Origin of the sequence: Pseudomonas sp. IT-P100, assembly GCF_949767185.1 — a bacterium.
Lineage (GTDB): Bacteria > Pseudomonadota > Gammaproteobacteria > Pseudomonadales > Pseudomonadaceae > Aquipseudomonas > Aquipseudomonas fluorescens_B.
Map to the genome: position 1 here is coordinate 235,695 of NZ_CATKQK010000033.1, position 26,176 is coordinate 261,870.

Annotated in this window: 22 protein-coding genes; 13 read left to right on the plus strand and 9 right to left on the minus strand. The window is 62.1% G+C overall.

Features of this window, described 5'->3' with window-relative positions:
• Window positions 1-56 precede the first annotated feature (56 nt).
• Window positions 57-245, minus strand: coding sequence for a hypothetical protein (locus tag ACM6IQ_RS21500; protein ID WP_017339189.1), 189 nt, complete (start codon window positions 243-245; stop codon window positions 57-59).
• Window positions 246-446: 201 nt separating this feature from the next.
• Between ACM6IQ_RS21500 and ACM6IQ_RS21505 the strand changes: the two genes are divergently transcribed.
• The 6 genes from ACM6IQ_RS21505 to ACM6IQ_RS21530 are packed head-to-tail and all read left to right on the plus strand — an operon-like array spanning window position 447 to window position 5,874.
• Entirely contained in the window at window positions 447-1,298 is an 852-nt protein-coding gene (locus ACM6IQ_RS21505) for an STAS domain-containing protein (protein ID WP_414879777.1), read from the plus strand.
• Window positions 1,299-1,302: 4 nt separating this feature from the next.
• Window positions 1,303-1,665: an STAS domain-containing protein gene (locus tag ACM6IQ_RS21510; RefSeq protein ID WP_253428671.1), complete on the plus strand. Its 363-nt coding sequence runs from the start codon at window positions 1,303-1,305 to the stop codon at window positions 1,663-1,665.
• Entirely contained in the window at window positions 1,662-2,066 is a 405-nt protein-coding gene (locus ACM6IQ_RS21515) for an anti-sigma regulatory factor (RefSeq protein WP_253428672.1), read from the plus strand. Before ACM6IQ_RS21510 ends, ACM6IQ_RS21515 begins: the two co-directional genes overlap by 4 nt.
• Window positions 2,063-3,073, plus strand: a complete 1,011-nt coding sequence (locus tag ACM6IQ_RS21520; RefSeq protein WP_414879868.1) for an ATP-binding protein — start codon at window positions 2,063-2,065, stop codon at window positions 3,071-3,073. The genes ACM6IQ_RS21515 and ACM6IQ_RS21520 overlap by 4 nt, the downstream gene beginning before the upstream one ends.
• Window positions 3,066-3,941: a sensor histidine kinase gene (locus tag ACM6IQ_RS21525; RefSeq protein WP_414879778.1), complete on the plus strand. Its 876-nt coding sequence runs from the start codon at window positions 3,066-3,068 to the stop codon at window positions 3,939-3,941. Before ACM6IQ_RS21520 ends, ACM6IQ_RS21525 begins: the two co-directional genes overlap by 8 nt.
• The gene (locus tag ACM6IQ_RS21530) at window positions 3,931-5,874 is read left to right on the plus strand and encodes a response regulator (protein WP_414879779.1); all 1,944 of its coding nucleotides are present in this window, start codon (window positions 3,931-3,933) and stop codon (window positions 5,872-5,874) included. Before ACM6IQ_RS21525 ends, ACM6IQ_RS21530 begins: the two co-directional genes overlap by 11 nt.
• A gap of 81 nt (window positions 5,875-5,955) precedes the next feature.
• On the opposite strand, the gene uvrA is transcribed toward ACM6IQ_RS21530, so the two are convergent.
• The 3 genes from uvrA to ACM6IQ_RS21545 form a co-directional block, all read right to left on the minus strand.
• Window positions 5,956-8,592, minus strand: coding sequence for an excinuclease ABC subunit UvrA (uvrA, locus tag ACM6IQ_RS21535; protein WP_414879780.1), 2,637 nt, complete (start codon window positions 8,590-8,592; stop codon window positions 5,956-5,958).
• 145 nt (window positions 8,593-8,737) lie between these two features.
• Complete coding sequence (locus tag ACM6IQ_RS21540) at window positions 8,738-10,849, minus strand: ATP-binding protein (RefSeq protein ID WP_414879781.1); 2,112 nt, start codon at window positions 10,847-10,849, stop codon at window positions 8,738-8,740.
• Window positions 10,850-10,991: 142 nt separating this feature from the next.
• Window positions 10,992-11,681: a GntR family transcriptional regulator gene (locus tag ACM6IQ_RS21545; protein ID WP_010460977.1), complete on the minus strand. Its 690-nt coding sequence runs from the start codon at window positions 11,679-11,681 to the stop codon at window positions 10,992-10,994.
• A 141-nt stretch (window positions 11,682-11,822) separates the two neighbouring features.
• On the opposite strand from ACM6IQ_RS21545, the gene ACM6IQ_RS21550 reads away from it, so the two are divergent.
• From ACM6IQ_RS21550 to ACM6IQ_RS21580, 7 genes are all read left to right on the plus strand, one after another.
• Window positions 11,823-12,908, plus strand: coding sequence for an ABC transporter ATP-binding protein (locus tag ACM6IQ_RS21550; protein WP_414879782.1), 1,086 nt, complete (start codon window positions 11,823-11,825; stop codon window positions 12,906-12,908).
• Window position 12,909: 1 nt separating this feature from the next.
• The gene (locus ACM6IQ_RS21555) at window positions 12,910-13,827 is read left to right on the plus strand and encodes an ABC transporter permease (RefSeq protein ID WP_017339193.1); all 918 of its coding nucleotides are present in this window, start codon (window positions 12,910-12,912) and stop codon (window positions 13,825-13,827) included.
• Window positions 13,824-14,612, plus strand: coding sequence for an ABC transporter permease (locus tag ACM6IQ_RS21560; RefSeq protein WP_017339194.1), 789 nt, complete (start codon window positions 13,824-13,826; stop codon window positions 14,610-14,612). Before ACM6IQ_RS21555 ends, ACM6IQ_RS21560 begins: the two co-directional genes overlap by 4 nt.
• 17 nt (window positions 14,613-14,629) lie before the next feature.
• A complete protein-coding gene (locus tag ACM6IQ_RS21565) occupies window positions 14,630-15,682 on the plus strand; it encodes an extracellular solute-binding protein (protein WP_414879783.1) in 1,053 nt (350 codons plus the stop codon).
• Between the two features lie 132 nt (window positions 15,683-15,814).
• Window positions 15,815-17,011, plus strand: coding sequence for an amidohydrolase family protein (locus ACM6IQ_RS21570; protein ID WP_414879784.1), 1,197 nt, complete (start codon window positions 15,815-15,817; stop codon window positions 17,009-17,011).
• Window positions 17,008-18,495 (plus strand): amidohydrolase family protein, encoded by a 1,488-nt coding sequence (locus ACM6IQ_RS21575; protein ID WP_414879785.1) that lies wholly within the window; start codon window positions 17,008-17,010, stop codon window positions 18,493-18,495. Before ACM6IQ_RS21570 ends, ACM6IQ_RS21575 begins: the two co-directional genes overlap by 4 nt.
• Window positions 18,496-18,507: 12 nt before the next feature.
• Window positions 18,508-19,170, plus strand: a complete 663-nt coding sequence (locus ACM6IQ_RS21580) for a flavin reductase family protein (protein WP_414879786.1) — start codon at window positions 18,508-18,510, stop codon at window positions 19,168-19,170.
• A 225-nt stretch (window positions 19,171-19,395) separates the two neighbouring features.
• On the opposite strand, the gene ACM6IQ_RS21585 is transcribed toward ACM6IQ_RS21580, so the two are convergent.
• From ACM6IQ_RS21585 to ACM6IQ_RS21605, 5 genes are all read right to left on the minus strand, one after another.
• On the minus strand, window positions 19,396-22,494 hold the full coding sequence (locus ACM6IQ_RS21585; protein ID WP_414879787.1) for an error-prone DNA polymerase: 3,099 nt from the start codon (window positions 22,492-22,494) through the stop codon (window positions 19,396-19,398).
• A complete protein-coding gene (locus ACM6IQ_RS21590; RefSeq protein ID WP_414879788.1) occupies window positions 22,470-23,885 on the minus strand; it encodes a Y-family DNA polymerase in 1,416 nt (471 codons plus the stop codon). The genes ACM6IQ_RS21585 and ACM6IQ_RS21590 overlap by 25 nt, the downstream gene beginning before the upstream one ends.
• A gap of 7 nt (window positions 23,886-23,892) precedes the next feature.
• Complete coding sequence (gene imuA, locus ACM6IQ_RS21595; RefSeq protein WP_414879789.1) at window positions 23,893-24,510, minus strand: translesion DNA synthesis-associated protein ImuA; 618 nt, start codon at window positions 24,508-24,510, stop codon at window positions 23,893-23,895.
• Window positions 24,510-25,127 (minus strand): transcriptional repressor LexA, encoded by a 618-nt coding sequence (lexA, locus tag ACM6IQ_RS21600; protein ID WP_414879790.1) that lies wholly within the window; start codon window positions 25,125-25,127, stop codon window positions 24,510-24,512. Before lexA ends, imuA begins: the two co-directional genes overlap by 1 nt.
• 77 nt (window positions 25,128-25,204) lie before the next feature.
• Entirely contained in the window at window positions 25,205-26,173 is a 969-nt protein-coding gene (locus ACM6IQ_RS21605; protein WP_414879791.1) for a Gfo/Idh/MocA family protein, read from the minus strand.
• Window positions 26,174-26,176: the final 3 nt, after the last annotated feature.

The following is a 26,176-nucleotide window of genomic DNA, read 5'->3' on the forward strand; positions in this document are numbered from 1 at the left end:
AAAAGACCGCCTCCATGATCCATGGAGGCGGTCTTTTTTTGCGCCAGTAGCCGGTACTAGCCGCCGTCGGTATCGATGTCGGCGTCCGTCTCCTCGCCAGGTTTCGGGCGATCCGGATGCGGCTTGAAGCCCGGGCTGAACTCATTGTCGTTGTCGGTGTGGCGATTCTTCTGGTCAACCGCTTTATCGGCACTTTCCGGTTCGGCGGTTGTAGCGTTTTCCTCAAGCTCACGTTGATCGGTCATATGCACCTCGTTCATCACTGGCAATGCGCGGCTGAAACACCGGCCTTGTAAATTCGAAGCTTTACGTCAGGCATCGTTCCATCGGTGAACGGGATGAAAATATCCAGCGGGGGAAGACAACTATTTCATACGAGAAATGTCACTGACTTGCACCGGTCGTTTTTTGAGGAATCGGCGCACACTTCCAGGGAGTCAAGGCACATGGCAGCACTGCAAACCACCACACTCAATGCGATGAAAACAAATCAGGCCCAACTGCTTGCCGATTGGGCTAACAGCCTTGAGACCAGTGGTGCCACACGCAATATCAAAGAACAGGATCTGAAGCAGGAGACTTCGGAATTTCTGCAGTTGATCGTCGCTGGCCTTGAAAACGGCAACAGCCAGAATGTAGCAGCGCCTGGCTGGGACGAGATTCGCCAGTTTCTGGAAAAGCTCTCCCATAGCCGCGCCCTGCTCGGCCAGGACTCGCAGCAGACCGCCAGTTTCATCTTTGCGCTAAAAGGCCCTCTGTTTGCACTGTTGCAAAATCATTACCAGGACAATCCGGCCCTGTTGGCCGAACAGCTCTGGGAAGTCTCCGAACTGCTCGACGCGCTGGGCATGCACACCATCCGCACGTTCCAGAAATCCCGCGAAGCAGTGATCAAGCGCCAGCAAGAAGAACTGCTTGAATTGTCGACCCCGGTGGTCAAGCTCTGGGACGGCGTACTGGCGCTGCCGATGATCGGCACCCTCGACTCGCAACGCACCCAGGTTGTGATGGAATCGCTGTTACAGCGCATCGTCGACACCGGGTCGGAAATCGCCATTATCGACATCACTGGCGTACCGACCGTCGACACCCTGGTCGCCCAGCACTTGCTCAAAACCGTGACCGCCATTCGCCTGATGGGTGCCGATTGCATCATCAGCGGCGTGCGCCCACAGATCGCCCAGACCATCGTGCACCTGGGGCTGGACCTGCAAGGCGTGGTCACCAAAGCCAACCTGGCAGATGCGCTGAAACTGGCCCTGACCCGACTGGGCATCACCGTCAGCAAGGCAGATTGAGCCGATGGAGCGTATTCCGATTTTGCAGATGGGCAACTTCCTGCTGGTGACCATCCAGGTCGACATGCACGACCAGTTGGCCCTGACGCTTCAGGATGATTTGTCCGAACGCATCAGCCGGACATCCGCCCGGGGCGTGTTGATCGATATTTCTGCGCTGGACATGGTCGACTCGTTCATCGGCCGGATGATCGGCACCATTTCCGGGCTATCGAAAATCATGGATGCCCAGACCGTACTGGTCGGCATGCAACCTGCCGTGGCCATCACCCTGGTGGAGCTCGGCCTTACATTGCCTGGCGTCTGCACCGCGTTGAATGTCGAGCGCGGAATGAAACTGCTTCAGGATCGGGTACGCGAGCAATGACCGTGCGCAGCAGCGGCACTCATCCGATCAACATTGAACAAGACGTCGTGCTGGCCCGACAGTTGGCGCGCAAGCTGGCCACCGAATGCGGCATGCGCCTGATCGACCTGACCAAACTGGTGACCGCCGTCAGCGAGCTGGCGCGCAACACCATGGTGTATGGTGGTGGCGGTGACATGGACTGGCAAATCCTCGACGAAAACGCGCGCACCGGTTTGCGCCTGGTCTTTCGCGACGAAGGGCCGGGCATCCCCGACATCAAGCTGGCAATGACTGATGGCTGGACCTCCGGCAGCGGCCTGGGCCTGGGCCTGACCGGTGCCAAGCGGCTGGTGGAAGAGTTCGAACTCGACACCGCGCCCGGCAAAGGCACTCGCATAACGATCACCCGATGGACATGAATATCGGCGGTTCGATGACGCAGGTATTAATCATCGAAGACAGCAGCCAGATCGGTCACGCACGCCGCAGCGCTCAGCAACTCGCGGAAAAAAACGGCTTTGACGCCACGGATGCCGGACGAGTGGCGCTGGTGGCCACGGAGCTTGCCAGCAACATTCTCAAGCACGCCACCCGAGGCGAGCTACACCTGAGGGTGGTGCCACGAATGTCAGGTGCAGGGATCGAAATGCTCGCCATCGACCGCGCCAAGGGCTTTGATTTGCAGGCGTGCCTGGCCGACGGATTTTCCACCCACGGTACCCAGGGCATCGGCCTTGGCGCGGTGTCGCGCCAGGCCGATGTGTTCGACGCATTTGCCGATGCGCGCGGGGCCGTGCTGTTGACGCGGTTTTACTCGCGCAGCGACAAGGCGCCGGACCGACGCATGGGCGTCAGCCAACATTCGCTGCACGGCGATCCGGCCTGCGGTGACGTCTGGCACCTGGCCTTCGACGGCCCGCGCATCAGTGCGCTGGTGATCGACGGTCTGGGGCATGGCGAGGAAGCCGAACGTGCCGCCCGCGCCGGCGAAAAAGCCTTCGCCCAGTCGCCGTTCGCTTCGCCGCTGCTGCTGCTTGAAGACATCCATAGCGCCATGACCGGCACCCGTGGCGGCGCGTTGGCCATCGCTCAGTTCGATGGCGAGGCCAACGCGCTGAGATTCGTCGGTATCGGCAACATCGGCGCCTGCCTGATCGCCCCGGACAAATCCCGCGGTATGGCCTCCCACCCCGGCATCGTCGGTGGGCAATACCGCAAAGCGCAACCCTTTGACTATGCCCACGTGAACGGACATTTGCTGATCATGTACAGCGACGGTCTGCAGTCCCGCTGGAACCTGCAGGATTACCCCGGCCTGGTGCACCGCCATCCCGCTGTGATCGCGGCCATTCTGCACCGCGATTTCTGCCGTGGACGGGACGATGTCACGGTATTGGTCATTGCTCTGGAGACAGCCCATGGCTGAGACACCCCTGAGTCAGATCGACGAACAGGCCGCGCTGATCGCGCAATTGCAGGGCGAAGCCAATGCCCTGCGCGAAGAGTTGGACGAGACCAATCAGGGGGTTCTGGCGCTGTACGCCGAACTCGACACCCAGGCTGAACAGTTGCGCCAGGCCTCTGACCTGAAAAGCCGATTCCTGTCGTACATGAGCCATGAGTTCCGCACGCCGCTGGGCTCGATCCTGAGCATTGCCAGCCTGTTGACCGATGAACTCGACGGACCGTTGAGCGTGGAACAGCACAAGCAGGTGGCGTTCGTCAGTAACGCCGCACGCGAGCTTAGCGACATGGTCGACGACCTGCTGGACCTGGCGAAAATCGAAGCCGGGCGCATCACCATATCGCCGGCCTGGTTCGACATGTTCGACCTGTTCGCCGCGCTGCGCGGCATGTTCCGCCCGATTGTCGATGCCAGCGCCGTGGACCTGATTTTCGAAGAACCCGTTGGACTGCCAAGGCTTTATACCGACGACAAGAAGCTCGCGCAGATTCTGCGCAACTTCATTTCCAACTCGTTGAAGTTCACCACACGCGGCGAAATCCGCGTCTCGGCGCAGCTGGAGGGCAGCGACCAGGTACGCTTCGCGGTGACGGATACCGGAATAGGTATCGCTGCGGAGCTGCATGGCGCATTGTTCGAGGACTTCTCCCAGGTCGACTCACCCTTGCAAAAACGCTTGCGCGGGACTGGCCTGGGTCTGTCCTTGTGCAAGCGCTTCGCTGCACTGCTGGGTGGTGAGGTCGGGGTCGAGAGTACACCGGGGGTCGGTTCGACCTTCTTTGTCATCATCCCGCTGGCCATCGCCATGGAGCCCGCCGATGAAACGTGATATCCGACTGCTGATCGTCGATGACAACGTTGCCACGCGCTACGCCCTGCGTCGACGTCTGGAGCGACATGGCTATGTCGTGCTCGAAGCGGGTACGGGTGGCGACGGGCTCGCCCTGATCGACAGCGAGTTCATCGACGCGCTGATCCTCGACGTCAACCTGCCGGACATGAGCGGTTTCGACATCGTGCGCAAACTACGCTCCGAAGCCGCCACCGCACTGCTCCCGGTGATCCACGTGTCCGCCGCGTCCATCCAGACCGGGGATATCATTACCGGTCTGGACGCCGGTGCCGACGCCTACCTGATCCACCCCATAGACCCGGACGTGTTGCTCGCGACCTTGCGCACGCTGCTGCGGGTCCGTGATACGGAAAACGCCCTGCGTGAAAGCGAAGCACGTTTTCGCGACATTTTCGTCAACGTCTCGGCGCCCATCGCCGTGCTGGACGCACAGTTCAAGGTGCACGAATGCAATCATGCGTTCGCCCGGCTGATCCAGGACAATCGCAACCCGGACGCCCTGCGTGAGTGCTTCGCCGACCAGCAGGAGCTTATCCTCGACGAGCTGCGCTTGCGCCTGGCCGCTGGCGAGCGCTGGAAAGGCACGCTGAACATGCGCTTCGAAGGTGAGCTGCGGGAAACCGAGTGGCAGATCTCGCCCTATCGCACGCCGGAGCTGAGCCTGGTGTTCGTCGAGGACGTCACCGAACATCGCCACCGCGAACGTTCGCATCTGGCCCGGCTGGATGATGCGACGTCGCAGCTGGAACATGAAATCGCCGAACGGGTGCGTACCGAAGCACAGTTGCTGCAAGTGCAGAAGATGGATGCGCTGGGCAAGCTCACCGGTGGCATCGCCCATGACTTCAATAACTTGCTGACCGGCATCATCACCAGCCTGGAGCTGATCCAGAAACGCGTCGCCGACGGGCGCACCGACAAGGTCCGGTTTTACACCGAAGCGGCGCTGAACTCGGCCACCAGTGCCGCTTCGCTGACTCATCGCCTGCTGGCCTTTGCCCGCCAGCAACCGCTCGATACACGGCCGGTGGACATCAACGAACACATCCGTTCGCTGGAAGAATTGCTGATGCGCACCATCGGCGAACACATCGCGCTGAAACTCGAACTGACCTCCAAAGCCGCGATTGCGCTGGTCGATCCGATTCAACTGGAAAGTGCGGTGCTGAATCTGGTGATCAACGCCCGCGATGCGCTGCCCCAAGGCGGCAATATCTGGGTCAGCACCTACGCGGCGTACTCCCACGGGGACCTGAAACTGGCGGACGGGGCGTATGTCGCGCTGTCGGTGCGCGACGACGGGACCGGCATCGAACACAGCGTAATCGATAAGGTGTTCGACCCGTTTTTCACCACCAAGCCACTGGGCCAAGGCACCGGGCTGGGGCTGTCGAGTATTTATGGTTTCGCCCGGCAATCCGGGGGCGACGCGCACATCCGCAGCGTGGCGCGACGCGGCACCGAAGTCACCATCATGCTGCCTGCCTCGGCTGATCCGGGCACCGTTGAAGAAGAACCTTCAGTCGTGGACCCGCAAGGCTCGGGTGAGCATGTGTTGATTGTCGAAGACATGCCGGCGGTGCGCATGTTCGTGACCGAAGTGCTGGTGGATGCCGGTTATCGCTGCACACAGGTCGGCGATATCGAAGGTGCACTGGAACGCCTGCAAAACGACCCTTCCATCAATCTGATGCTGACGGACGTGGGCCTGCCGCGCATGAACGGCCGGGAACTGGCGGACGTCGCCCGTGGCTGGCGCGAAGGGTTGCCGATCCTGTTCATGACCGGCTACGCGGAAAACGCCCTCAATCGCCAGGTGTTCCTCGGCGATGGCATGGACATGCTGATCAAACCGTTCCAGATCAGCGAATTGCTGGACAAGGTTCGTCGCACCCTCGACTGCGCCTGATAGACCGCCATCGCGGGCAAGTTGGAGCGGCGGGCGGCGATCCGATTGCCCGCGATGAGGCCGGCAAAGGCACCCCATCTCTCAATCCCCCCCAAGCAACCGAGCCAAAAACGGCGCCGTCCGGCTTTTTTTGTTCTTGGCGACTTTCTGCGGCGTCCCTGCCACGACAATCCTGCCACCCTGATCCCCTGCCCCCGGCCCGATGTCGATCACCCAGTCACTCTGCGCCACCACGCGCATTTCATGTTCGACGACAATCACCGTGTGCCCCGCCGTCACCAGCGTATTCAGTTGTTCGAGCAAGCGATCGACGTCCCGCGGATGCAACCCGGTGGTGGGCTCATCAAGCACATACAGGGTTGCGCCGCGCTGGTTGCGTTGCAGTTCGGTAGCCAGTTTGATCCGTTGGGCCTCGCCGCCGGACAACTCGGTCGCCGGCTGCCCGAGACGCAGATAACCCAGACCGATATCCCGCAGCACTTCCAGCGAGCGACGGATGCCCGGTTGCTCAACAAACACCTCGACCGCTTCGTCCACCGTCAACTGCAACACCTGGGCAATGTTCAACCCCTGCCAGGTAATCGCCAGCGTTTCGGGGTTGTAGCGTGCACCGTGGCAAGTCGGACATGGCGCGTAGACGCTGGGCATGAACAGCAACTCAACGCTGACAAAACCCTCGCCTTCGCAGGTCGGGCAGCGGCCCTTGGCGACGTTGAAGGAGAACTGGCCGGCGTCATAGCCTTTGGCCTGCGCCTCGGCTGTCGCGGCGTACAGCTTGCGTACATTGTCGAACAGCCCGGTGTAGGTCGCCAGGTTGGAGCGCGGCGTGCGGCCGATGGGTTTCTGATCGACTTGCACCAGACGCTTGATCGATTCCAGCCCTGCGCTGACCTGGCCGCCACTGACTTGCGGTGCATCGTCTTCCAGGCTCAGTTCCTCGGGTTCGCTGTCACTCGCGCCACGCCCGAGATGTGCGCCCACCAGTTCCAGCAGCGCCTGGCTGACCAGGCTTGATTTACCGGACCCCGAAACGCCGGTCACCGAAGTGAAGCAGCCCAGCGGAAACTCGACGCTGAGATTACTCAGGTTGTTGCGGGTGATGCCTTCCAGCCGTAGCCAATCGGTCGGCTTGCGGCTGGTTTGCGGCTGACGGACCTGATCGGCGAACAGGTACGCGCGCGTCTGCGAGTTCGTCACGTCGACCAGCCCCTGCGGCGGCCCGCTGTACAGGATACGACCGCCATGCTCGCCCGCCGCCGGGCCCACATCGATCAGCCAGTCGGCGCGGCGCATGGTTTCCAGGTCATGCTCGACTACAAACAAGGTATTGCCCGCGGCTTTCAGGCGCTGCAAGGCTTCGAACAGCGCTTCGCCATCCGCCGGGTGCAAACCGGCCGACGGTTCATCCAGCACGTAAATCACCCCGAACAGCTGCGAGCCCAGTTGTGTCGCCAGGCGCAAGCGTTGCAACTCACCGGACGACAGCGTCGGCGTGCTGCGCTCCAGCGCCAGGTAACCGAGCCCCAGATCGGTCAGCGTGCTGACCCGCTCCAGCAGATCCTGAGCGATACGCTGCGCGGCCAGGCGTTTTTCCACCGACAGGTTGGGCGTGTGGCGCACATCCGGCGCGTTGGCGTGGCCACTGGCGCCGTGGGCCACTCGCTGCTCACGGGCTTCGCGGGTCTGGTCGTGGGTCAAGACCTCGCCCGCCTCATCGGCCTGTTCGAGGTAACTGTGCGCCGCCACCGGCTTCAACACTTCGGCCACTTGCAGCAACGGCATTTGCGACAACTCGCCGATGTCGTAACCGGCGAACGTCACCGACAACGCCTCGCGTTTGAGCCGTTTGCCGTCGCACACCGGGCACGGGCTGCCGAGCATGAATTGCGAGACACGCTTCTTCATCAGCGCACTTTGCGAATGACTGAAGGTGTGCAGGATGTAGCGCCGGGCACCGGTGAAGGTGCCCTGGTAACTCGGCTCCATGTTGCGCTTGAGGGCGACTCGGGTTTCTTCGGGTGTGAGCCCGGCATACACGGGAACGGTCGGGGTTTCTTCGGTGAAGAGAATCCAGTCGCGCTGCTTTTTCGGCAGGTCGCGCCAGGGTTTGTCGACGTCGTAGCCCATGGTCACGAGGATGTCCCGCAGGTTCTGCCCCTGCCACGCCGTGGGCCAGGAAGCGACCGCGCGCTGGCGAATGGTCAGGCTCGGGTCCGGGACCATCAGGGCTTCGGTGACTTCATACACCCGCCCCAAACCATGACATTCCGGGCAAGCGCCTTGGGGTGTGTTGGGCGAAAAGTCTTCGGCGTACAGCATCGGCTGCCCCGGCGGATAACTGCCGGCGCGGGAGTACAGCATGCGGATCAGGCTCGACAACGTGGTCACGCTGCCTACCGAAGACCGCGTGCTCGGCGTGCCCCGCTGTTGTTGCAAGGCGACCGCGGGAGGCAGGCCTTCGATGGAGTCGACGTCCGGCACACCGACCTGATCGATCAGGCGCCGCGCATACGGCGCCACGGACTCGAAATAGCGCCGCTGCGCTTCGGCGTACAGGGTCGAGAAGGCCAGGGACGACTTCCCGGAGCCGGATACGCCGGTGAACACCACCAGCGCATCACGCGGGATATCGACGTCAACGTTCTTGAGGTTGTGTTCACGGGCGCCGCGCACTCTGACCATGCCGGAAGGAGGATTGGAGGTGCGCTTGGAGGTCATGGGGTGCCTTGAATGTTGTTTGCGAGCGGATGGACGCGATTCAGAATGTAGAAGCTGCCGAAGGCTGCGATCTTTTTATTTTTCTTTGGCGCGACGTCTAAGATCGAAAGATCGCAGCCTTCGGCAGCGCCTGCAGGTTCCGGGGTTAGCCATTGAGGACCGTGCGGACCATCCGGGTCAATGCCTCGGGGCTATAGGGTTTGCTCAGCAAATACGTGTCGGGGCTGAGTTGGTGATTGCGCGAAATAATGTCACGGGTGTGGCCGGACGTGAACAGCACGGCCACCGGTGGCGTCTGCACTTTGGCCCAGGCCGCCAGATCCGAACTTTTGATCAGCCCGGGCATGACCACATCGGTGAAGATCAGCTCCACCGCCAGGCCGTCCAGCAACATCTGCATGGCGGCATCGCCGTTGGCAGCCGTCAGGACTTGATAACCTTCTTCACGCAACAACTCCACTGCCGAGCTGCGCACCGCTTCATTGTCCTCGACCACCAGGATGGTTTCGTGGCCGCCGCGTTGCGGGGTGTCATGGTGCACCGTATCACTGAGCAGAGGCCGCAGGCTTCGCGGGAAATACAGCTGCACCCGAGTGCCCTGCCCCTCGACGCTGGACATCTCGATGTGCCCGCCACTCTGTTTGACGAAACCGAACACCATGCTCAGCCCCAACCCCGTGCCCTGGCCATCGGCCTTGGTGGTGAAAAACGGTTCGAATGCTTGCGCGAGCACTTGCAGCGACATGCCGACGCCCGTATCGGCCACGGCGACACGGACATAATCGCCCGCCGAAATCCCCTTGCCTGCGCAGAACTGGCGGTCGAGTGCGACGTTCTCGGCGCTCAGTTCGATGGTCCCTTCACCCTGCATGGCGTCGCGGGCATTGATGGCCAGATTGAGAATCGCGTTTTCCAGTTGATTGCGATCGACGTTGATGTACCAGGACGCTCGGGGCAGGCGCACATCTATCTGGATGGTTTCGCCCAACGCCCGTTGTAACAGCTCGCCAAGGCCTTCGAAGATTTGCCGTGGGTCGCACACCGCTGGCGACAGCGGCTGTCGGCGGGCGAACGCGAGCAATTGCGAGGACAGCTTCGAGCCACGCTCCACCGCCGCAATCGATGCGCTGACCCGGCGCTGCACGTTGGCATTGTCCGGCTCATGCCGTGCCAGCAAGTGCAGGTTGCCGGCGATCACCTGCAGCAGGTTATTGAAGTCATGGGCCACGCCCCCCGTAAGTCCGCCGATAGCTTCGAGTTTCTGTGACTGGCGCAGCTGCTCTTCTGCCGCCATCCGCGCTCCGACTTCATCGGCGATGCGCTGCTCCAGGTTTCGGGTGAACTTGAGCAGGGATTCTTCGGCGGTCTTGCGTTCGTGGATGTCGATCAACACCCCGGGAAAGCGGAATGGTTCGCCTTGCTCATCGAACTCGCAGCAACCACTGGCTTGCACCCACAGATAACTGCCGTCGGGGCGCACTACACGATATTCGGCATTGAAGGGCTCGCCGGTGGTCACGGATTTATTGACCTGCTCGTTGACCCAGCTGCGGTCGTCGGGGTGAATCCGCGCTTCAGCAAAGTCCGTTGGCAAGTCGCCAAGGTTGTGCCCGGCCGGATAGGAAAAGGTCCGGGCAAAGCGTTCATCGCCGGAGAGCAGATTGCCCTTGATGTCCCAGACGAACGAGCCGAGCAAGGCACCGGCATTCAACGCCAGGCGCACTCGCTCATTGTCGGCGCGGTAGGCATCTTCGGCTTCCTGGCGGCGGCGCTCGGAAATCACATGGTCAGTGGTGTCGACCACCATCGCCATGACACCGGCCGGCGCTCCCTCGTCATTGGCCACCGGGCTGTAATAGAGATCCAGCCAGACGTCTTCGGGGACGCCGTCGCGCAACAGCACCAGCTCTTTGTTGTGATAGGACAAGGTCCCGCCGGCCAGGCAGGTATCGACCACATGCCGGTTGAACTCGGCGACTTCCGGCCAGCCCAATTCCACCGGAGCGCCCAACAGATAAGGATGTCGGCCACCGGCGAACGACGAGTACGCATCGTTATAGATCATGTAGCCGGGGCGGCCCCACAGCATCACCATCGGCAGTGGCGAGGCGAGTAGCAGTTGCACCGAGCTGCACAGACTGGCGGGCCAGGTGTCGATACTCCCCAGCTCGGTCACGCTCCAGTCGAACGCGCGGATGCGTCCGGCCATTTCGCCGTCCCATCCGGCACACCCGTGGCTATCGTCTAGAAACTGCATCGACTGATTCTGAGTCCTGTGATTGGCGCCCGTTTGTTTCGAGCATCGCGGCTGCCAATGGTTTCATAGAGATTAGCTGATTCTTGCGGTAATCCGTGGCAGCTACAGATCCCTGTGGGAGCGTCAGATTCAAGATGGGTGGCTACACCTCGATCAGGTGCTTGAGCGGATGGTAGCCAGTTTTCAAGGTGGCGGCGACGTCGAGGATCGCCTTCTCGATGCCATTCAAATGCATGCAGGTCAGTTCGATCGCAGCGCTCTGGTTGCCGGCCTCGATGTACTCGATCAGGCGCAGGTGCTCATCGTCGCGACAGGCCTCGTGGCTGTCGTCATCCAGCGCGGCGGCGTACAGCGAGGCGCGGGAAATCAGCTTCTGGAACCAGTCCAGCAACACCGGGTTGTTCAGGCTTCGCGCGAGTTTGATGTGGAATTCGCCGAGTAGATGAATCAGCCGTTCGTGGTCGCCACTGCGGTGTGCTTCATCCTCCAGCAGCAGGTGATCACGCAGGTCCTGGGTCACCGCGGTATCACGCCGGCGACAGAGTTCGCTGACGATGCCGATCTCTATCAAGCGCCGCGTTTCGAACAACGAACGAATCTCTTCGTCGCTGGGCAGCGACACCGACGCACCTTTGTTGGGCTCGGTGGTGACCAGGCCGTCCGCTTCCAGTTGCTTGAGCGCGGCACGAACCGACGTGCGGCTGACATTGAAAAGTTCGGCCAGCGACGCCTCGCCGAGCTTCATGCCGGGACGCAACGAACGTTTGCTGATCGCCTCGTAAACCCCTTGGTAGACGCGGTCAACCGTGGTCTCGAGTTTTTTGTCGGTCATTCGAACACTCCCTTAGCGCTAAACAACCGGCCCCAGGCGAATGAGCAGCCTTTGAAAAAGGGGGTTGCACGAGCAGATTAATCCGGTTATTTGTAGATTGCATCCAGATATTGCATACAATAATTAGAGGATTGCACCATTATGGGTCAACCAATCGCCATCGAAGTGCGTAACGTTTCCAAGCGGTATTCCGACGATCCGGGGCTGGCTCCCGCCCTCGACAACGTTTCAGTCGACATTGCCGACAACGAATTCTTCACCCTGCTCGGTCCTTCCGGCTGCGGCAAAACCACCTTGCTGCGCACCATCGCCGGTTTCGAACACGTCAGCGAGGGCGACATTCGTCTCGCGGGCGAGCCGGTCAATGATTTGCCGCCGTTCAAGCGCCGGGTCAACACCGTCTTCCAGAGTTACGCACTGTTTCCGCATATGACTGTCGCGCAGAATATCGCCTTCGGCCTCGAGATGCAGGGCCTGGATCACAAGGTTATTCCTCAGCGCGTCGATGAGATGCTGGCGCTGGTGCAGATGCAACACCTGGCCAGGCGCAAACCCGCCGAATTGTCCGGCGGTCAGCAACAACGCGTGGCCCTGGCCCGGGCGTTGGCGCCGAAGCCCAAAGTGCTGTTGCTGGATGAACCCCTGTCGGCGCTGGACCTCAAGCTGCGTAAAGAGATGCAGGTCGAGCTCAAGCGCGTGCAGAAGGAAGCCGGGATCACCTTCATTTTCGTCACCCACGATCAGGAAGAAGCCCTGACCTTGTCCGATCGCATTGCCGTGATGTCCGCCGGCAAGATCCTGCAGATCGGCACGCCCAACGATATCTACGAACGGCCGCAGCATCAGTTCGTCGCTCAGTTTATCGGCGACATCAATTTCCTGCCCGGCCACCTCAAGCGCGGCCTGCAGAACGAAAAACTCTTCGTGCCCAGCGGCATGCCGGTGGAAATCCCCTGCCCGGACCAGGGCTTCGACGGCAGCAACGTGCAACTGGCGTTCCGCCCGGAGCGTTCGCAACTGGTTGAACCGGAACAACCGCATCACCTGCGCGGCGTGATCGAAGCGGTGTTGTATGTCGGCACCGCGACCCTCTACCAATGCCGCTTGAACAACGACATCAAGGTCATGCTGCGCGAAAACAACGAAGGCCTGAACCGCGGCCGGGTGGTCGGTGATCGCATCGCGGTCAACCTCCCACCCCACGCCTGCCTGTTGATGGAGGCCTGAGATGAGCGTCAGCAGCACTTCTCCCGCTCTCAACCGCGCGCTGTTGCTCAGCCCGGTGGTGTTGACCTTGCTCGCGCTGATCGCCATCCCACTGGGCATCATGGGCTACATCAGCCTGCTGCCGCGCAACGTGTATGGCGGTGTCGACTGGCAGGCCGACTGGCAATTGCAAAGCTACGTGCAGCTGTTTTTCCAGGAAGGTTTCGACGGTGAACTGGAACCGAACTGGGTCTACGCCCAGGCGTTGTTGCGCTCGGTGTTCCAGGCCGGCGGCACGACGTTGCTGTGCTTCCTGTTCGGCTTTCCGGTGGCATTGTGGATGTCGAGCCTGACCCCGCGCCGGCGCAACCTCATGGTCCTGCTGATCACCATTCCGTTCTGGACCAACCTGCTGATCCGCAACTACGCGTGGCTGATCATCCTGCGCGAACACGGCTGGGTTGCCCAGAGCCTCAACGCGCTGTTCCCGCAGGCGGGCGGCATCACCCTGCTCTACAACGACTTCGCCGTCAGCGTCGGGCTGGTTTACAGCTTCCTGCCGTTCATGATTCTGCCGATCTACTCGACCCTGGAAAAACTCGACTGGCGTCTGGTGGAAGCCGCCTACGACCTCGGCGCCAATCGCTGGCACGCACTGAAGCGGATCATCCTGCCGCTGTCGATGCCCGGCGTGATTGCCGGTGCGTTGCTGGTGTTCGTGCCGAGCCTCGGCGCCTTCATCACCCCGGCGATTCTCGGCGGCGGCAAGACGCTGATGATCGGCAACCTGATCCAGCAACAGTTCGGCACCGCCCGCAACTGGCCGCTGGGCAGTTCGCTGTCGTTCCTGTTGCTGGGGATTCTGCTGCTGTCCCTGGTGCTGTACGCCCTTTATAGCCGCAGCGCCGCCAAAACGCTTCGTCGGGGAGCCACCGCATGATCGCCCTGCACCTGAAAAAACTGCCGCTGACCCGCGAAGTCAGCCTGCTGATCCTGGCGTATCTGTACGTGCCGATCCTGGTGTTGATTGCTTATAGCTTCAACGCCAATCGCTCGGCGACGGTATGGACCGAGTTTTCATTCGCCTGGTACGGGCGAATTCTGGCCAACCCGTCGATCCAGACCGCGGCGCTGAACTCGATCATCGTCGCCAGCATCGCCACGGTTTGTGCCACGGCCATTGCGCTGCTCGCGGCGCTGGCGACATACCGGCCGTTCTACGGGCAGAAAATGGTCGAGGGCGGGATCAACCTGCCGCTGATCCTGCCGGAGATCGTCACCGCCGTGGCCACGTTGCTGCTGTTCATGGCGCTGGGGATCAAGCTCGGTTTGCTGACGGTGATCATCGCGCACATCGGCTTCTGCATTCCCTTCGCTTACCTGCCGATCCGCGCGCGGTTGAATGACCTGGACAAAAGCCTGCTGGAAGCGGCGAACGATTTGTACGCCAACCCATGGCAGGTGTTCCGCCGGGTGACGTTGCCGTTGTTGTGGCCGGCGGTGTTGTCCGGTTCGGTACTGGCGTTCGTGGTCAGCCTCGACGATTTCATCATGACTTTCTTTGTGGCCGGTCCCGGTTCGACGACGTTACCGGTGTACATCTTCTCGGCGATCAAGGCCGGCGTGACGCCGGAGATCAACGCGATCTCGACCCTGATGCTGGTGATTTCCATCGTGCTGGTGGTGCTGGCCTTCTGGCTGGGACAGCGCGGCAAAAACCAATAATCCTGGAGCGTTCTTTTATGAAAACAAAAAGCATGCGTTACGGCGTCGCCGGTCTGGCCCTCAGTTGCTTCACTGCGTTCAGCGTTCAGGCCGCCGAGCCCAAGGAACTGTTCTTCTACAACTGGACCGATTACTACCCCGTGGACTTGCTGGCCAAGTTCGAAAAGGAGACCGGCATCAAGGTCACCATGGACGGCTACGACAGCAACGAAACCCTGCTCGCCAAGTTGCAGGCCGGCGGCGCGGCGTATGACGTGATCGTGCCGTCGCAGTCGATCATGCGCACCCTGATCAATCAGGACCTGCTGCTGGAAATCGACGCGTCGACCCTGCCCAATTTCAAGTACGTCAAACCAGCGTTTCGCGACCCGAGCTTCGACCCTGGCCGCAAGTTCTCGGCGCCGTATCTGTGGGGAACCACCGGGTTTTCCTATGACAGCGCACGCGTGCCCGGCGGCAAACTCGACGACTCGTGGAAAGAGTTCTTCGAACCGCGCAAGGAACTGCAGGGGCAACTCGCCGCCCTCGATACGTCCAGCAGCGTGATCAATGCCGCCAGCCACTACCTGAACGTCGACGAGTGCAGCGAAAACCCGCAGGACGCCAAGCGCATTCTGGAGCTGCTGCAAAAGCAGAAGCCGTTCCTGAAGATGTACAGCTCGGACAACACCGTCGACCGCATGGCCTCCGGCGAAGTGATCATGATGCAGAACTGGAACGGCTCCACCGCCCGCGCCACCTTGCAGAAGAGCACGATCAAATACGTGTATCCGAAGGAAGGCCTGGCGATGTTCCAGGACAACTTCGCCGTGCCCAAAAGCGCCCCGCACCCCGGCAACGCGAAGATCTTCATCGACTGGATGATGAAACCGGAAAACGCCGCCGCCGTGTCCAACGCCATCGCCTATGACAACGGCATTCAGAGCGACAAGCTGATCGACGCCAAATGGCGGGTCATGGATGCGATCAACATGCCCGACGAGTTCGCCTCGCGCCTGCGCCCCGAGAAAGAGTGCAGCAACAAGGCGCGGGCGCTGCAGGACCGGATCTGGTCGAAGCTCAAGGGCTGACTTAACACCGAGTTGCGGCCATCGCTGGCAGGCCAGCTCCCACAGGCGTTTTGTGAACGCCGCAGATCCAATGTGGGAGCTGGCCTGCCAGCGATGAGGCCCTGACACACAACACAGAATCAGAGGTTTGAAATGACCCACCCCCGCTGGCTGCGCAACGTGCGCCCCTACGGCTCCACCGCCGAAGACCTGCTGATCGAAAACGGCCTGTTCAAACAGCGCCGCCCGGCATCGTCCGCGGCCCTGACCGCCACCGACATCGACGGCCAGAACCAACTGCTCACCCCGGCCCTGGTGGAAAGCCACGTCCACCTCGACAAAACCCTCTGGGGCCAACCCTGGCGCCCGAACAGCGCCGGGCCGACGCTCAAGGATTACATCACCAACGAGCGCCGCGTGCTGCGTGACGTGAAGAGTCCCATCGCCGAACGCGCCGGCGCCCTGCTGGAAAACTGCATCGCTCGCGGCTCCCTGATCATGCGTTGCCACGTCGACATCGACCCGGACTTCGGTTTGCGCCATGTCGAAGCCATGCAACAACTGCGCGAACGCTACCGCGACCTGATTGACCTGCAACTGGTGGTGTTCCCGCAAACCGGTCTGATCAGCCGTCCCGGCACCGCCGGACTGATGCGCGAAGCCATGGCCCTGGGCGTGGAAAACGTCGGTGGCCTCGACCCCTGCGGCATCGACAACGACCCCGTCGCCCAGCTCGATTTCGTGTTCAAACTGGCCAGCGAATTCGACCGTGGTGTCGACATTCACCTGCACGACAAAGGTGAACTGGGGCTTTGGCAAATCGCGCTGATCGCCGATTACACCGAGCATTACGGGCGTCATGGACGGGTAATGATCAGCCATGCGTATTGCCTCGGAATGCTGCCGTGGAGCCAGGTCAAACCGGTGGCCGAACGACTGGCGGCGCTGGGGATTTCGTTGATGAGTTCGGCACCCGCCGATTGCGCGGTGCCACCGTTCCTGGCATTGCGCGAGGCCGGGGTGAATGTGTGCCTGGGTTCGGACGGTATTCGTGACGCCTGGTCACCCATGGGCAACGGCGACATGCTGGAACGGGCGATGCTGCTGGCGTTTCGTTTCGACCTGAACAAGGACGAGGAACTCGCGGCGGCGTTTGCAGCGGCGACCGTGAATGGCGCGCTGGCGCTGGGCTGTGAAGATTTTGGCGTGGAGACCGGTCAACCGGCGGACTTCCTGCTGATGCCGGTGCAGACGCTGGGTGAAGCGGTGGTTTCGCGGCCCGTGCGCCAGGTTTACCGGCGCGGCGAGCTGATTGCCTCCGGCGGCCGACTGCTGGAAAGCCGTTTGTGAAGCGCATTGGCCTGAAAAGCAGCTGCGTGGTCGGTTTCGACGGCACGCAGCATGTGCTGTGGCGCGACGGCGAAGTGGTGTTCGAAGGCTCGCGGATTGTGTTTGTCGGGCGTGATTACCCGGGGCCGGTGGATCAGTGGATCGATTACGGCAACGCGCTGATCGGCCCCGGTTTCATCGACCTGGATGCACTCGGCGACCTCGATTCCACGGTGCTGACGCTGGACAACGGCGATGAGCGCGACATGGGCCGGATGTGGTCCGAAGACTATCTGGCCGCCGGTCCACGGGAGAGTTACACCGCGGATGAAGAAGTCTTCAAGTACCGCTACGCCTTCACGCAGTTGATCCGGAATGGCATCACCACCGCCATGCCGATCACCTCGATGTACTACCGCGAGTGGGCCGAGACCTACGACGAATTTGCTGCGGTGGCCGGTGTGGCAGCCGAGCTTGGACTGCGGACTTACCTTGGCCCCTGCTACATGAGCGGCATGAGTTACTGGCGCGCCGATGGAAGCCTTGGGCATCACTGGGATGAAGCACGGGGCATGGCCGGGCTCGACGCGGCGGTGCGGTTTTTCGAGGATTTTGACAGTTCACATGATGGTCTGATTCGTGGCGCGCTGCTGCCGGATCGCGTCCAGACCTGCACCCCGGCGCTGCTGCATCGCACCGCCGCGCTGAGCCATGAGCTGAAAGCGCCGATGCGTTTGCATTGCTGTCAGGGCCTTGGCGAAGTGGCGATGGTTGAGCAGTTGCGCGGTGTTTCGCCGCTGGCGTGGCTGGAGCAGTTGGGTCTGCTGACGCCGCGCAGCCTGCTGCCCCACGGCATCTACACCCACGGTGATGAAGACCTGCAACGGGTGGTGCATGGCGGCGCGAGCCTGGTGCATTGCCCGGTGGTGTTTGCCCGGGACGGCGAGGCACTGAACTCGTTCGGGCGCTATCGGGCCAAGGGCATCAACTTTGCGCTGGGCACTGACACCTGGCCGGCGGATGTGCTGGAGAACATGCGTCAGGGGTTGAACATCGCTCGTTTGATGGAGGGCGGTGGTTCGCTGACCAGCACGCTGGATATGTACAACGCCGCCACCCTCGGCGGGGCCAAGGCGCTGGGGCGTGATGATCTCGGCCGACTGGCGCCGGGGTGCAAGGCCGACATCACGGTGTTCAGTCTTCGCGGCCTGCATTTGGGGCCGCTGTTCGATCCGCTGAAAAACCTGGTGCTGGCCGGGCGCGGTGACGACTGCATCGCCAGCTTCATTGATGGCCGCTGCGTGATGCAGGACGGTCAGGTTCAAGGCGTCGACTACCCCGACCTGCAACGCCAGGCCCAACGACAATTCGAAACACTGATGCGCAGCCACAGCGATCGGGCGTTTGGCCAACCGGACTGGAAAACCCTGTTCAAACCGGCCATCCCGTTCGCCGACGACTACAGCGCACACGCGCCGCTGAGCGCAATGGATCCCCTTCTCTAGAGATTTCTGCCCATGCAAAGCTTCGACTTCAGCACCCTGAGTGCGCGGGACAAATACAAGATTCTGATCGGCAGCGTGGTGCCTCGCCCTATCGCCCTGGTCACCACGATTGATGGCGAAGGACGAATCAACGCCGCACCGTTCAGTTTCTTCAATGCGCTGTCGGCCGACCCGCCGATCCTCGCACTGGGCGTGGAAAACTACGGCGACCAGAGCCCCAAGGACACCACCCGCAATATCCAGCTCAATCAGGAATTCACCGTCAACATCGTCAGCGATGCGCTGGTGGAAGCCATGAACGTCTGCGCCGTGCCCTTTGCCCCCGGCTTCGACGAACTGACCGCCGCCGGCCTCACGGCCATTCCCGGAACCACCGTGAAATGCCCTCGCATCGGCGAGGCGCCCGTGGCACTGGAGTGCCGACGAATGATGGCGCTGTCCATCGGGCAGTCTCGGGAGATCATCTTCGGCGAAGTGCTGATGGCCCATGTGCGAGACGAACTGATTGACCCGAAAACCCTGTACATCGATCAACTGGGACTCGATGCGATCGGGCGGATGGGTGGGCATGGGTATGCGCGTACCCGGGATTATTTCGACTTGCCGACCCGCTCGTTGCAGGCGTGGACGGATGCACCGGGGGGTGGCGAGCGGTTTTGGCCTGTTTCCAAGTAAGCAGCCGCCACACAAAACCTGTGGCGACGGAGCTTTTGTGGCGAGGGGATTTATCCCCGTTGGGCTGCGAAGCAGCCCTAAAACCAGCTACCGCAATAGTTTCAGATTAACCGCGCTCACCGGGTTTACGTCTGCTGCGCAGCCGAACGGGGATAAATCCCCTCGCCACAAAAAAGCTCACTTGCCACAAAATCCCCTCACACAAAAGCTCCCCCTCGCCACAGGTCAGTGGAAATCCCGGCTGCGCACATGGATGCCGTCGAGTAGCGGGCTCAAATCACTCAAACGCCCGGCAATCAAATGCCGCACCTCGCCTTCCTTCTCCCAGCGCCCATCGACCTTGAGCAACTGCGATCCGACCAACACCTGCCGTTGCCGATCAGCCAGGTCACGCCAGACCACCACGTTGACGTTGCCGAACTCGTCTTCAAGGGTGACGAAGGTCACGCCACTGGCGGTGCCCGGACGCTGGCGACCGGTCACCAGCCCGGCGACGCTGACCGGTCGGCCATGCTCGACCTCCAGCAGCTCCCTCGAACTGCGGCAACGCCGGGCTTTCAATTCGCCGCGCAACAGGGCCAACGGATGCGGGCCGAGGGTGGTGCCGAGGCTGTTGTAATCCGCCAGCAGGTCTTCGCCGACCGTGGGTTTGGGCAACACCACCGCGTCCTCTTCCTGGCTCGGCAAACCGGCGAACAAACCCAATTGTTTCTGCACCCCCGCCACCTCCCAGCGCGCCCGATGCCGATCACCGGCCAGCCCTCGCAACGCGCCGGCATCGGCCAGTTGCTCCTGCGCACGGGCATCGAGCCGCGCCCGTTCGCCAAGGTCGGCGATGTCGATAAACGCCCCCTTCGACCTCGCGATTTCGATTCGCCGCGCCTCGTCTTCGCGAAAACCCTTGATCATCCGCAGCCCCATGCGAATCGCCGGCTGCGCGCCGATAATCGGTTCGAGGCTGCAATCCCAGTCGCTGGCGCGCACGTCCACCGGGCGAATCTGCAAATGATGCCGGCGAGCGTCCTGCAGAATCTGGTCCGGGCTATAGAAACCCATGGGCCAGCTGTTGATCAGCGCGCAGGCGAAGGCTGCCGGTTCGTGGCATTTCAACCAGCAACTGGCATAGGTCAGCAAGGCAAAACTGGCGGCGTGGGACTCGGGAAATCCATAGCTGCCAAAACCTTTGATCTGCTCGAAAATCTGCGCGGCGAATTCTGGCGTGTAGCCTTTTTTCTTCATGCCTGCAGCAAGGCGATCCTTGTGCGGTTCGAGACCACCGTGACGTTTCCAGGCCGCCATGGAGCGGCGCAACTGATCCGCTTCGCCGGGACTGTAGCTGGCGGCGACAATTGCAATCTGCATGACCTGCTCCTGAAACAACGGCACACCGAGAGTACGTTTCAACACTTCCCTCAACTCTTCGGAGGGGTAGCTTTCGAGCTCTTCCTTGTTTCGCCGCCGCAGGTACGGATGCACCATCCCGCCCTGAATAGGTCCCGGGCGAACGATCGCCACCTCGATCACCAGGTCATAAAACTTGCGGGGCTTGAGCCTGGGCAGCATCGACATTTGTGCCCGGGATTCGATCTGGAACACGCCGATGGTGTCGGCACGGCTGATCATGTCGTAGGTTTGCGGGTCTTCGGAGGGCACCGTCGCCAGGCTCAAGTCCAGGTTGCGATGACGGCGCAGCAGGTCGAAACAACGACGAATCGCGCTGAGCATGCCCAAGGCCAGAATATCCACTTTGAGCAGCCCGACCGCATCAAGATCATCCTTGTCCCACTGGATGATAGTGCGCTCGGCCATCGCCGCGTTTTCCACCGGCACGAGGCTGTCCAGCGGCTGCTCGGAAATGACGAAGCCGCCGGGGTGCTGGGACAGGTGCCGGGGGAAACCGATCAGCTGTTGCGTCAAGCCCAACACCCGGCGCAGCACCGGGCTGTCGGGGTCGAAGCCCCCTTCAAGCAGGCGCTCCACGGGTGGCGTTTCATCACTCCAGTGGCCGCAGCAATCGGCCAGGGCATTGATCTGGTCCGGCGGCAAACCCAACGCCTTGGCCACATCGCGTACCGCGCCGGCCGCGTGATAGGTGCTGACCACCGCGGTCAGCGCCGCACGGGTCCGGCCATAACGCTGGAACACGTACTGCAAGACTTCTTCGCGGCGTTCGTGCTCGAAATCCACATCAATATCCGGCGGCTCGTTGCGCTCCTTCGAGAGAAAGCGCTCAAACAGCATGTTCATGCGCTCCGGGTCGATCTCGGTGATGCCCAGGGCGAAACACACCGCCGAGTTGGCCGCAGAACCTCGCCCCTGACAGAGAATTTTCTCGCGTCGGGCGAAGGCGACAATGTCCTGCACAGTCAGGAAATAGCTTTCGTAACCCAGCTCGGCGATCAGCCCCAGCTCCTTGTCGATCAGCCCGCGCACCTTCTCGCTCGCGCCTTCGGGCCAGCGCTCGCGAATGCCGCATTCGGTCAACTCGCGCAGCCAGGACGCGGCGCTGTGACCTTCCGGCACCAGTTCGCGCGGATACTGATAACGCAACTGGCCAAGATCAAAGGTGCAACGTCGGGCAATGGTCACCGTTTCATCGAGCAACGCTTGCGGGTAGATCGACTGCAAGGCATCGAGGCTGCGCAGATGCCGCTCGCCATTGGGGTGCAGGCGCAACCCGGCTTCGGCCACCGGCACGTGATAACGGATGGCGGTCATGGTGTCCTGCAAGGCGCGTCGGCCACGGGAGTGCATGTGCACATCGCCGCTGGCCACTGCCGGGATGCGCAGTTCCCGCGCCAGCATCAACAGCTCGTTCAGCCGTCGGCTATCGTCCTGGCCGCGATGCAGCTGGACCGCCAGCCACAGGCGCTCGGCGAACGTCTGTTTCAGCCAATGGCCGCTTTGAAAATCATCGACCGCATCCGGCACCCACAACACCAGCAGTCCCGGCAATGGCTCGCTGAAATCCTCCCGCAGCACCTGGTACTGACCTTTCTGCGTGCGCCGCCGCGCTCGGGTTATCAGCCGGCACAGGTTCTGGTAGCCCTCGAGGTTCTCCACCAGCAGCACCAGTTTCGGACCGTTCTCGATACGCACTTCGCTGCCGATGATCAGCGGCAGTTCCACGGATCTGGCCGCTTGCCAGGCGCGGACAATGCCCGCCAGGGTACATTCATCGGTGATCGCCAGCGCCTGATAGCCCTGTTTTTTTGCCCGCTGAAAGAGTTCAAGGGCGCTGGAAGCACCGCGCTGGAAACTGAAGTTCGACAGGCAGTGCAACTCGGCATAGCCGATGCTCATGCGAACCAGCCCTGCAACCACAACGGGCCGTCCTCACCGACTGCGCGATAGGCCCAGCCCTGCTGGCCGGAACGGGTTTCGATCAGGTAGTAATCGCGGCGCACGTCGCCGCCGTCCCACCAACCGGACTCAATACGCTCCGGGCCCATGAGGATACGCGTCGAACCCTCGTGCACCGCCTGTGGTTCATTCAACAACCAACCCGGACGCTGCACGCCCGACATCCCCCCGCAACGCTGGCTGTCGGCACTGGCCTGCCACGCACACTCCGGCCGGTGATCGGCCTGGAACCGCAAGCCCTGCACCGCGTCATCCCCCAACCGCGCGCGCAAGCGTTCGCGCAGTTGCTCCCAGGGCAAGGACTGCTGCGGACGATCGTCGAACAGTTCCTGATACTGGGGAACGAAGGCCGGCAAGTCTTCGGCGCGCAGGCGAAAACCGCGCACCGGCGCCTCGACCTGAACCTGTTCCAGGCGCCCTCGGGCCAATTCGAAGAGCATTGCCGGATCGCGCTCGGCGCTGAGCAGACCGACCTTGATCACGCTGTCAGGTAACCCGGCGTGTTCCAGGTGCAGGTCGAAACGTTGCACGCCGCTGTCGCGACCGCACAGGAACGCCGACAGATCGCCGGTCAACCGGCGCAACGGAAACAGCAGCGCCTGATGGGACTGCACGTCAAAATTGAGTTCGATGCGCACATCGAAACGGTCCGGTGGCAGGTAGAACGCCAGGGCCAGTCGCCGCGTGCCAGACAGGGCATCGAGGTGTTTGAGCACCTGAGACTCGAAACGCCGGGCCAGACTGTGCCGGGGCAACGCCTGCACCTGGCTCAAGGTGCGCAACCCCATGCGCGACAATGCCGTGGCGACGCTGGTCTCCAGCCCGATCCGGTCGACGGGCAATTGCCCCAGATGATGCTGCAAGGCCTGGTCGTCGGGCACCACCAGACTGTCATAGGCATTGGCCAGAATCCGCGCCGCCACCGGGTTGGGGGCCGCAACGATCCGGTGCCGAAACCCCAGCTCGCCGAGTTCGGCGCGCAATCGTGCTTCGAGTTGCGGCCAGTCCCCGAACAGCCCCAGGCTGGACTCGATTTCAAACACCACCGCTCGCGGATAATGCACGCTGACCTGGGAACTGAAGCGGTAGGCCCACGCGGCGAGAAACTGCTGCCAGTGTTCGATCTCGGCAGCGTCGTATTCCGCCGTGACAAAGCCTTTGCTCAACGCCTGGGCGGCGGTCATCGACTGACCGGGTCGCAAGCCCAGCGCCCGCGCCGAAACGTTGACCGCCTGCAACACCCGACGTTGCGCCGGGCCGGTCAGCAGCGCCAGTGGCTCATCGGGGTCGGCGCGCTGACGCAGTACCGCGTCCAGCGCCAATTGCGGAAAAAGAATGCACACCCAGCGCATGGCAACCTCAATGCCCCACGGGGAAGGCAATCGGCGCCGAACGGGCCAGCCCGCCCCGGCACTTGAGCACGCGCAATTGCGCAGGCCTGGCATCGATGGCGATGCGCAGGGCCGCAGGTGAAGGGTTGATGGCTTCATTGAGCGAGCGGTAGGCGAATGCCAGGGTGGAACCGGTTTCCGCCGCCACCTGCAAGCGCCGCAACGCCCGGTCATCAGCCTTGTGCGGCCAGCACAGCACCACGCCGCAACTGCCCGAACGCAGGCATTGTTCCGCCGCCCACAGCGCATCGCGCTCGCTGGCCTGGATGATCGACAACTGGCGCAGATCGACCCCGGCGTTCTCCCACGCTTGCGGATACGGCACGTACGGCGGCGCCACCAGCACGATGCGCTCGCCCGCCGCCGACAACCGTGCCAGCGCCGGCCACACCAGTTGCAATTCGCCAACGCCCTGCCCGGCCAGGAGGATTTCGGTCAGCGCCGCTTCCGGCCAGCCACCCGTGGGCAACGCCGCATCCAGCGCCGCATGCCCGGTGGGTTGCGGGCTGACGCTCGGGGGCGCAGGCCGGCCTTTCCAGACCTGGCCGCCATTGAACAACGTGTCCAGCGCGACGACGGCCCCCATCACCCTTGCCTCACCAGACCGCAGAACACCCCTTCGATGGCGAGGTCCTGATCGGGATGAACGATGATCGGCTTGTAGGCCGGGTTGCGGGGCAACAGGCGAACAGAATCGCCGACCCGCTCGAAACGCTTGATGGTCACTTCGCCATCGAGCCGTGCCACGACGATCTGACCGTTAAAGGCCTCGGGATTGCGGTGCACGCCCACCAGATCGCCGTCGAGAATACCGTCCTCGATCATCGAGTCGCCCTTGACCCGCAGCATGTAGTCCGGCACCCGCGAAAAAATCGATGGATCAAGCAACAACCGACTGTGCACCTCGGCATCGGTACCGATCGGCGCACCCGCCGCCACCCGGCCGAGAACCGGAATGTCCAGCAACTCGGGCCGCGCCGCTTGCCCGAGCAAGCGAATGCCCCGGGCCTGATGCGGGTTGACCTCGATGAAACCGGCTTCGGTCAGCGCCAGCACATGCTTGCGCGCCACGCTGCGAGAGGCGAAACCAAAGGCCTCGCTGATTTCAGCGAGGCTCGGGGACTGGCCGTGCTCCGCGATTCGATCACGGATAAAGGTCAGGATGGCGGTACGGCGGGGAGTTAAAGTCGTCATGGAGTACATTTGTACTCTTTTGGCTTTTTCCTGGCAAGGGCCTGTAGGAGCTATCGAGTGAAACGAGGCTGCGATCTTTGGGTTTTTTAGCCGCGCGTTAGAATCTGGTCCATCACCCAGTCGGTTTTCAGAGCCTGTTCGGCTACCGCGGGATGCTGCGCTTCGCCACGAATGTGCGCATTCATGCCCAGCACGTGATGCCACTGGATGTGCTGATGATTGTCGATGTCCAGGCGGAGGGATTCCTCGGCTTCGAGTACCACCGGGTGCTCATCAAAGACCGAAAAGCTGATCCGCCCCTTGCTGCCAATCACCTCGACCCGATCCTCACGACGGTCCGCGACAAAGTTCCAGCAACCCATGCCCATCGCCCCCGACGCAAACCGCCAACTGGCGCTGACGGCGTCTTCAGCGGCATACAATCCAGCCTGCCGCGCGGTAAACCCGGCGACTTCGACGATGTCGCCGAGCAGGTACTGGAACAGATCGAAGCCATGACTGGCGAGGTCGGCGAAGTAGCCGCCACCGGCTATCGTCGGGTTGGTGCGCCAGTTGTCCGCGCCGCCGAGATCAGCAGGCGATGGCGCCTTGGTGAGCGTCCAGGTCAAGTGCCGGACCTCACCGATCCGCCCCTCCTCCAGCCATTGCCGCACTTGCTGGAAGCGCGGCAGCGAACGTCGGTAGTAGGACACGAAAAGATGCAGCCCGGCCTCGGCGAACACCTTCTGCATTTCACGGCTCTGCCCGGCATTCAGCGACATCGGTTTCTCGACGCAGCAATGTTTGCCGGCAACAGCCACCATCAGGGCATAGGCGTGGTGACTGTCGGGTGGCGTGGCGATGTACACCGCGTCCACCTCGGGATCGTTGATCAGCGCTTCAGCGTCGGTGTAGACCCGGGCGATGCCGTGGCGCGCGGCATAATCGCTCACCGCGTCCAGTCGCCGCCCCATCACCGCCACCAACGCCGAGCCGGGTGCCTTGTAGAAGGCCGGCCCACTCTTGCGTTCGGCGACGCTGCCACACCCGATCATGCCCCAGCGCACCACGTTCATATT

What these genes read in the sequence shown, in the direction of transcription:
- lexA (WP_414879790.1), bottom strand. Translation starts at nt 25,127, where the DNA reads ATGTACTCCATGACGACTTTAACTCCCCGCCGTACCGCCATCCTGACC.
- ACM6IQ_RS21605 (WP_414879791.1), bottom strand. Translation starts at nt 26,173, where the DNA reads ATGAACGTGGTGCGCTGGGGCATGATCGGGTGTGGCAGCGTCGCCGAA.
- uvrA (WP_414879780.1), bottom strand. Translation starts at nt 8,592, where the DNA reads ATGACCTCCAAGCGCACCTCCAATCCTCCTTCCGGCATGGTCAGAGTG.
- ACM6IQ_RS21590 (WP_414879788.1), bottom strand. Translation starts at nt 23,885, where the DNA reads ATGCGCTGGGTGTGCATTCTTTTTCCGCAATTGGCGCTGGACGCGGTA.
- ACM6IQ_RS21520 (WP_414879868.1), top strand. Translation starts at nt 2,063, where the DNA reads ATGAATATCGGCGGTTCGATGACGCAGGTATTAATCATCGAAGACAGC.
- ACM6IQ_RS21560 (WP_017339194.1), top strand. Translation starts at nt 13,824, where the DNA reads ATGATCGCCCTGCACCTGAAAAAACTGCCGCTGACCCGCGAAGTCAGC.
- ACM6IQ_RS21565 (WP_414879783.1), top strand. Translation starts at nt 14,630, where the DNA reads ATGAAAACAAAAAGCATGCGTTACGGCGTCGCCGGTCTGGCCCTCAGT.
- ACM6IQ_RS21525 (WP_414879778.1), top strand. Translation starts at nt 3,066, where the DNA reads ATGGCTGAGACACCCCTGAGTCAGATCGACGAACAGGCCGCGCTGATC.
- imuA (WP_414879789.1), bottom strand. Translation starts at nt 24,510, where the DNA reads ATGGGGGCCGTCGTCGCGCTGGACACGTTGTTCAATGGCGGCCAGGTC.
- ACM6IQ_RS21500 (WP_017339189.1), bottom strand. Translation starts at nt 245, where the DNA reads ATGACCGATCAACGTGAGCTTGAGGAAAACGCTACAACCGCCGAACCG.
- ACM6IQ_RS21555 (WP_017339193.1), top strand. Translation starts at nt 12,910, where the DNA reads ATGAGCGTCAGCAGCACTTCTCCCGCTCTCAACCGCGCGCTGTTGCTC.
- ACM6IQ_RS21510 (WP_253428671.1), top strand. Translation starts at nt 1,303, where the DNA reads ATGGAGCGTATTCCGATTTTGCAGATGGGCAACTTCCTGCTGGTGACC.
- ACM6IQ_RS21545 (WP_010460977.1), bottom strand. Translation starts at nt 11,681, where the DNA reads ATGACCGACAAAAAACTCGAGACCACGGTTGACCGCGTCTACCAAGGG.
- ACM6IQ_RS21540 (WP_414879781.1), bottom strand. Translation starts at nt 10,849, where the DNA reads ATGCAGTTTCTAGACGATAGCCACGGGTGTGCCGGATGGGACGGCGAA.
- ACM6IQ_RS21550 (WP_414879782.1), top strand. Translation starts at nt 11,823, where the DNA reads ATGGGTCAACCAATCGCCATCGAAGTGCGTAACGTTTCCAAGCGGTAT.
- ACM6IQ_RS21570 (WP_414879784.1), top strand. Translation starts at nt 15,815, where the DNA reads ATGACCCACCCCCGCTGGCTGCGCAACGTGCGCCCCTACGGCTCCACC.
- ACM6IQ_RS21515 (WP_253428672.1), top strand. Translation starts at nt 1,662, where the DNA reads ATGACCGTGCGCAGCAGCGGCACTCATCCGATCAACATTGAACAAGAC.
- ACM6IQ_RS21505 (WP_414879777.1), top strand. Translation starts at nt 447, where the DNA reads ATGGCAGCACTGCAAACCACCACACTCAATGCGATGAAAACAAATCAG.
- ACM6IQ_RS21580 (WP_414879786.1), top strand. Translation starts at nt 18,508, where the DNA reads ATGCAAAGCTTCGACTTCAGCACCCTGAGTGCGCGGGACAAATACAAG.
- ACM6IQ_RS21530 (WP_414879779.1), top strand. Translation starts at nt 3,931, where the DNA reads ATGAAACGTGATATCCGACTGCTGATCGTCGATGACAACGTTGCCACG.